The sequence below is a fragment of the Pseudomonas sp. PS02303 genome (genome assembly GCF_029959925.1).
Lineage (GTDB): Bacteria > Pseudomonadota > Gammaproteobacteria > Pseudomonadales > Pseudomonadaceae > Aquipseudomonas > Aquipseudomonas mandelii.
In genome coordinates this window covers 1-6,605 of record NZ_JASCOM010000303.1, presented here as the reverse complement: position 1 = coordinate 6,605, position 6,605 = coordinate 1, and the positions used below count along the sequence as shown (strand labels likewise).

The window sequence follows — 6,605 nt, the reverse complement described above, 5'->3', positions numbered from 1 at the left end:
AAAAAAATATTATATTATTTTAACCTGCCGCGGCCCCCCCCCCCCCCGCTCCTACAGGGGACTACTGTGTCTGTTATGCCAGGTTTTCGTCGGTGGCGGGCACGATCAGGATGCCGGCGCGCAGGCCGTTTTTGACCTTGGGGTTCGGGAAAATAATCCGGGCGCCCTTCTCTTCGATGATCCAGCGGGTCTGGGCGATGTCTTCGGCCAGTACGTAACCCACGTCCAACTCCGAAAAGTTCTCGATGTCCGCCGGCAGGTTCAGGCGGAAGCTATCACTGTGCTTGATGATTTCCCGCGCCACGCTGAACAACTGCAAACCGTCCAGGCCTTCGTCGGTCACCGCAGGCTCGGTGCCTTCGATAATCTGCTGGAGGCGGGTTTCAAGCAGCGAAACGTTCACACCGTCGTTCTGCCCAAACGGCCGCGCCTTGCCCAGCTCAAGGGTGAAAGACTCGGCAGCGAGCTTGTCGTAGGTGTAAGAGCTGAACACAATCGACGGCTTGTTCTGCAACAGCACCGCTTCCATACCGGCAGCACGCAAACGGGCCAGCTCGAGGCGTGAATGCTGGCGCCCCTCTTTCCAGGGATACAACGCGAACTGCTCGATTTTCGAACCACGAATCGCGGTGTGCAGGTCGTAATGCAGGCGGCTGCGATCCGGCAGGCTGAAGAAACTCGCCGCCAGCCGCTCCAGTTCACAGGCGCGCAGGGCTTCGGAGCCGCTGGTTTGTTCGTGACGGCCGTTGAACAGCCGATTGACGTCCTGCTCGACGAAGCGCTCGCCTTTGCGAATCGCTTCCGGGTTGCCGAACAGGAACAGAATGCGTGCGCGCGGCTTCAAGTCGCCACGCGCGATGTCATGCAACAGGCGATCGAGCAACTCGATCGGCGCTGTTTCGTTGCCATGGATACCCGCTGACAGCAGCAGGTCCAGGCCATTGTCGCGCGCCTCAGGCGGCCGGACTTCCAGCGCACCTTCGCTCAACCAGCGCATGCGCACGCCTTCGACAGTCAGTTGAGTCTTCTCCGCCGGTTCGCGGCCGGCGAGGGTCAGTTCAAGCAGTTTGCCGAGGGCGAGCATAGAGCGATTTCCTTAGTGGTCGTGTGCGCAATCCGGGCCGTGCACGTGGTCTTCGTCGCCGACTTCAGCCGGTTCCATTTCCAGTTGCAGACTTACCAGATTAGTCGCCAATGGGCGCAGCAGCAGGTTTGCGTATTCGGCATCACCTTCTTCAACGTCCACGCCGATCAGCAGCTGGCCGCGGCCGTCCTGCTGGATCCACAGCTCTTTGCCTTGCCACAGGACCGCGACGCGGGTGCAGGACGTTTCCAGTTGCGTGCCGTCGGTGTCTTCAAGGATCAGCTGCAGGGTATCGCTCATGTTTTTTACGCTCTCGACGTTCAATTGATCTGGAAAGGATAAACCGCGCCCAGTTTAAGGATTTGCGTCAGTTCATCCAGTGCCGTCCGGCACTCAAGCAGCAATTGCGGATCCGCCAGGTCGGTTTCGGCCATGCGGTCGCGGTAGTGCTTGTCGACCCATTCGGTCAGCGTGCCGTACAACGGTGCCGTCATGATAACCCCTGGATTGACCGCCGCCAGTTCGGTTTCATTCAGTGCGACACGCAACCGCAGGCAAGCCGGGCCACCGCCGTTCTGCATACTTTGTTTCAGATCGAAAACCTTCACTTCGCGGATCAGGCCGCCGGAGCTGGTCAAACCTTGCAAATACTGCCAGACGCGTTCATTGCCACGGCACTCTTCCGGCACGATCAACAGCATCGAACCGTCAGGGCGGGTCAGCAATTGGCTATTGAACAGGTAGGAACGAACGGCGTCTTCGACGGTAACGGCAGAACGCGGGACGCAAATTGACTGGAATTTCCCACCGACTTTTGCGAGTTTGCCCTGCAGTTCAGCGAGCATCTGCTCGGTGTCGAGGAACGCGTCCTCGTGATAGAACAGCACCTCGCCGTTACCTACCGCGATCACGTCGTTGTGGAACACGCCCTGATCGATCACCGATGGGTTCTGCTGGGCGAAGACCACGCCGTCATCGCTCAAGCCGTGCAGGCGAGCAACGGCTTGCGAGGCTTCAAGCGTCTGGCGCGCAGGGTACTTCTGGGGAGCCGGGTAGCGGGTGTCGAATGCGCTGCGCCCGAACACGAAGAACTCGACGCCGGCTTCACCGTATTCACGGCAGAAACGGGTGTGGTTGGCCGCGCCTTCGTCGCCGAACTGCGCCACCGCCGGCAAGGCGGCGTGGTGAGCAAAGTGTTTCTGGTCAGCGAACATCGCCCCCAGCACGCGGCTGGTGGTCGGGTGTTCGATGCTGCGGTGGTATTTGCAGTTGAGGTTGGCAGCGGTGAAATGCACGCGGCCATCCGCAGTATCGGCACTCGGGCTGACCGTGGCGGCGTTGGCCACCCACATGCTCGACGCCGAGCAACTGGCGACCAGCAAGGGCATCGCATCTTTGGCGGCTTTCTCGATCACTTGCGCGTCGGTGCCGCTGAAACCCAGACGGCGCAGGGCCGCAACGTCAGGACGTTCCTGAGGGGCCAGAACGCCTTGCTGAAAGCCCATTTCCATCAGCGCTTTCATTTTCGCCAGGCCTTGCAGCGCGGCTTCCTTCGGGTTCGAAGACTGCTGGCTGTTGCTCTGGGACGCGACGTTGCCGTAGGACAAACCGCCGTAGTTATGGGTCGGCCCCACTAGACCGTCAAAATTGACTTCATAGGATTTCATCAGCGAGGCTCCACGAGAATCTGTTGTTATGGCTTCAGTAACTATTCAGTAAGACCGCGTCGCGGCCATCGCCAGCAAGCTGGCTCCCACAGTGATGGGGTCGTACACAAAATGTGTGAACACCACCGAACCTGTGGGAGCCAGCCTGCTGGCGATGGACATCACGCCATCTTCACGCCAGGCGTAAGCGATGCAGGCAACACCAGGTTCGGCGTTTCCAGCGAGGCCACCGGGTACGCGCAGTAATCTGCGGCGTAGTAGGCGCTGGCGCGGTGGTTGCCCGAAGCGCCGACGCCGCCGAATGGCGCGCTGCTCGCGGCGCCGGTCAGCTGCTTGTTCCAGTTGACGATACCGGCACGGCTTTCCAGCCAGAACTGCTGATAACGCGCTTCGGAATCCGACAGCAAACCAGCCGCCAGCCCATAGTCCGTGTCGTTGGCTTCAGCAATCGCCGCTTCAAAATCAGCGTAGCGGATCACTTGCAGCAACGGGCCGAACAGCTCCTCGTCAGGACGATCGGCGACAGCCGTCACGTCCAGGATGCCCGGTGTCAGCAACGCGGCTTGCGCCTGAGGCTGAGTCATTTCCAGCAGCGCCACGGCGCCATTGGCCAGCAGATGCTCTTGCGCATCCATCAGCGCTTTCGCCGCGCCGAGGGAAATCACCGAGCCCATGAACGGCGCCGGTTGCTGGTCAAACGCACCGACTTCAATCGTCGAGCTGACCGCCACCAGACGCGCCAGCAACGTGTCGCCCCAGGCACCTTGCGGCACCAGCAAGCGGCGGGCACAGGTGCAACGTTGGCCGGCGGAAATGAATGCCGACTGGATGATGGTGTAAACGGCAGCATCGAGGTCTGCGACCTGATCCACCACCAGCGGGTTGTTACCGCCCATCTCCAGCGCGAGGATCTTGTCCGGACGGCCGGCGAATTGCTGATGCAGGTGATTGCCGGTGCGGCTCGAACCGGTGAAGAACAGACCGTCGATGCCCGGGTTCGCCGCCAGGGCGATACCGGTTTCGCGAGCGCCTTGCAGCAGGTTCAACACACCCGCTGGCAGACCGGCTTCGATCCAGCATTTAACCGTCAGTTCGGCGACTTTCGGCGTCAGTTCGCTGGGCTTGAACAGCACACTGTTACCGGCCAGCAGTGCCGGCACGATGTGACCGTTCGGCAAATGCCCCGGGAAGTTGTAAGGCCCGAACACCGCCACCACGCCGTGTGGCTTGTGGCGCAACACGGCGGTGGCGTCGCCCAGCGGACCGCTCTTCTCGCCGGTACGCTCGCGGTAGCTCTGCACCGAGATCGCAATCTTGTTGACCATGCTGGTCACTTCCGTTGCTGCTTCCCACAACGGCTTGCCGGTTTCCTCACCAATGGTGCGGGCCAGTTCGTCAGCGTGGTTTTTCAGCGCGGCGGCAAAGGCTTCAAGCACGGTAATGCGCTCGTCCAGGGTGCGACGGGCCCAGCCCGGAAACGCCTGACGAGCAGCCTGCACGGCCGACTCAACCTGAGCGGCGGTCGCGCCTTCGCCGGTCCACAGCACTTGCTGGGTCACCGGGTTCAGCGACTGGAAGGCTTCGCCCTGACCGGCCAGCCATTCACCTGCGATGTATAGCGAATTCATTATTTCGACTCCCTGGCAGCAGACAACGGAACGGCGCGCACTTGATCACCGGCGTTGAGTTGAAGACGTTTGGCGGTCAGCGGATCAACGACCAACGTACCGGCGGCGAAGCGTGCTGGCGCGGCAGTGATGCGGCAGTCTTCGCGCTTGCGGTTGTGAATCAGGAACGGAGTAGCGTCATCACCCGGCGTGCCGATGGCCAACACCAGTGCCTGGCTGTCGCGCACGGCGCGGATCTTGCCGGTTTCGCACTCGACCGCAGGGCCGGCGTCGAAGATGTCGACGTAGCCTTGGTAGCTGAAACCTTCGCTCTTGAGCATGGCCAGCGCCGGCTCGGTGTCAGGGTGAACCTGACCGATGACGTTGCGCGCGTCTGGCGACAGAAAGCAGGTGTACAGCGGAAATTTCGGCATCAGTTCGGCGATGAACGCCTTGTTGCCCACGCCAGTCAGGTAATCGGCCTGGCTGAATTCCATCTTGAAGAAGTGACGGCCCAGGCTTTCCCAGAATGGCGAGCGTCCGGCTTCGTCGGACACGCCGCGCATCTCGGCAATGATCTTGTTGCCAAACAGCTGCGGGAACTCGGCGATGAACAGCATCCGCGCCTTGGCCAGCATGCGGCCGTTGAGGCCCGTGCGGTAATCGGCGTGGAGGAACAGCGAGCACAACTCAGAGTTGCCGGTCAGGTCGTTGGCCAGGAACAGCGTCGGGATCTCGCGGTAGATGTTCAGCTCTTGCGAAGCGCTGACCGTCAGGCCGACCCGGAAGTTGTACCAAGGCTCACGCAGACCGACAGCGCCGGCGATGGCGGAAATGCCCACCACGCGGCCGTCATCGTCTTCGAGCACGAACAGGTAGTCTGCATCGCCCCGCCCGGCTTCACCGCGAAAGGTCTTCTCGGCCCAGCCGACCCGATGGGCCAGACGTTCTTCGTTGGCCGGCAAGGTGGTCAGGCCGGTACCGGTGCTGCGGGCCAGGTCGATCAGAGCGGGTAAATCGCTGCTGCGTACAGGACGAACGATCATGCTATCTCCTCAAACGGGCCGCTTGCGCCACCCGCGAAACTTCGCTGCTTTCTAAACACTCAAGCAGTCGTTAAACCGCCACCAGGCGCACGCTCGCACCCTCACCGACGCCCAGGGCTTCGGCCGCTTCCAGATCCAGGGTCACGGGTTTGCCCGGCGCGTAATCGAGCTCGAGCAATACAGCGCGGTAATCCTGCAACTGGGCGTTGGCCACCAGGTACTGACGACCGACACCTTTGACCGCCTCGCCGATTTTCACCGGCACCACACGGCTCTGCGCGATCGAACGGATCCCGGAGACGCGGGCATGCAACGTCGGGCCGCCGTCGAAAATGTCGATGTAGTGATCGGTCTCGAAGCCTTCGCGCATCAGGATGTCGAAGGTGATCTGGGCTCGCGGATGCACCTGGCCCATCGCTTCTTGAGCGGTGTCCGGCAGCAAAGGCACATAGATCGGGTAATGCGGCATCAGTTCGGCGAGGAAGGTCCGGCTCTTCAGGCCGCACAGACGCTCGGCTTCGGCGTAGTTGAGGTCGAAGAAGTTGCGACCGATGGCGTCCCAGAACGGCGAATCGCCATTTTCGTCGCTGTAACCGACGATCTCGGTCACCACGGAATCGGCAAAGCGCTCCGGATGGCTGGCGACGAACAGCAGACGACCACGGGAGTTGAGCTCGGCCCAAGGCGAACCCACCAACTCGCGCTGCACGTAGAAACTGGTCAGCAAGCTGTTGCCGGTCAGGTCGTGGCACTGCGAGAGCACGTGAATCTTGTTATGAATCTTCAGCTCGCGGGAGGCGTGCACGAAGGTTTCATTGCGAAAGCTGTAGAACGGCTCGGAGTAACCGGCGGAGGCAACGATTGCAGAGCAACCGACCAATTTGCCGGTGGTCGAGTCTTCGAGGACGAAGAAATAGCTTTCTTCGCCGTTGAAGCTGACTTCCGCGGAAAACGAGGCTTCGCTTGCGGCGATCTTGTCGCTCAGGCGTTCAACGTCATCCGGCAAGGAAGTGACACCAATCGGGCTGTCCGCAGCCAGACGCTGTACCTCGCCCAGATCAGCCATTTGCGCGGGGCGCATCACCAGCATGGTGTCACTCCTTTCTCGTAACTCTTTTGGGGGAAATAAGCCGAACCCTTGCAGGAGCGAGGCTTGCCCGCGAAAGCGGTGTGTCAGCCAATAACAAGGGGTCTGACACGC

Annotated in this window: 6 protein-coding genes; all 6 read right to left on the bottom strand. The window is 61.2% G+C overall.

What is annotated here, in order from left to right; all coding sequences use genetic code 11:
• Window positions 1-73: 73 nt before the first annotated feature.
• Window positions 74-1,084, bottom strand: coding sequence for a succinylglutamate desuccinylase (gene astE / locus QMX98_RS31020; protein ID WP_010457232.1), 1,011 nt, complete (start codon window positions 1,082-1,084; stop codon window positions 74-76).
• A gap of 12 nt (window positions 1,085-1,096) precedes the next feature.
• Window positions 1,097-1,384: a hypothetical protein gene (locus QMX98_RS31015; protein ID WP_010457234.1), complete on the bottom strand. Its 288-nt coding sequence runs from the start codon at window positions 1,382-1,384 to the stop codon at window positions 1,097-1,099.
• A 20-nt stretch (window positions 1,385-1,404) separates the two neighbouring features.
• On the bottom strand, window positions 1,405-2,751 hold the full coding sequence (gene astB / locus QMX98_RS31010) for an N-succinylarginine dihydrolase (protein ID WP_102595637.1): 1,347 nt from the start codon (window positions 2,749-2,751) through the stop codon (window positions 1,405-1,407).
• Between the two features lie 161 nt (window positions 2,752-2,912).
• Window positions 2,913-4,382 (bottom strand): succinylglutamate-semialdehyde dehydrogenase, encoded by a 1,470-nt coding sequence (astD, locus tag QMX98_RS31005; RefSeq protein ID WP_167362295.1) that lies wholly within the window; start codon window positions 4,380-4,382, stop codon window positions 2,913-2,915.
• The gene (gene astA, locus QMX98_RS31000) at window positions 4,379-5,404 is read right to left on the bottom strand and encodes an arginine N-succinyltransferase (protein ID WP_010457241.1); all 1,026 of its coding nucleotides are present in this window, start codon (window positions 5,402-5,404) and stop codon (window positions 4,379-4,381) included. Before astA ends, astD begins: the two co-directional genes overlap by 4 nt.
• 70 nt (window positions 5,405-5,474) lie before the next feature.
• Window positions 5,475-6,494: an arginine/ornithine succinyltransferase subunit alpha gene (aruF, locus tag QMX98_RS30995; RefSeq protein ID WP_010457242.1), complete on the bottom strand. Its 1,020-nt coding sequence runs from the start codon at window positions 6,492-6,494 to the stop codon at window positions 5,475-5,477.
• Between the last annotated feature and the right edge of the window lie 111 nt (window positions 6,495-6,605).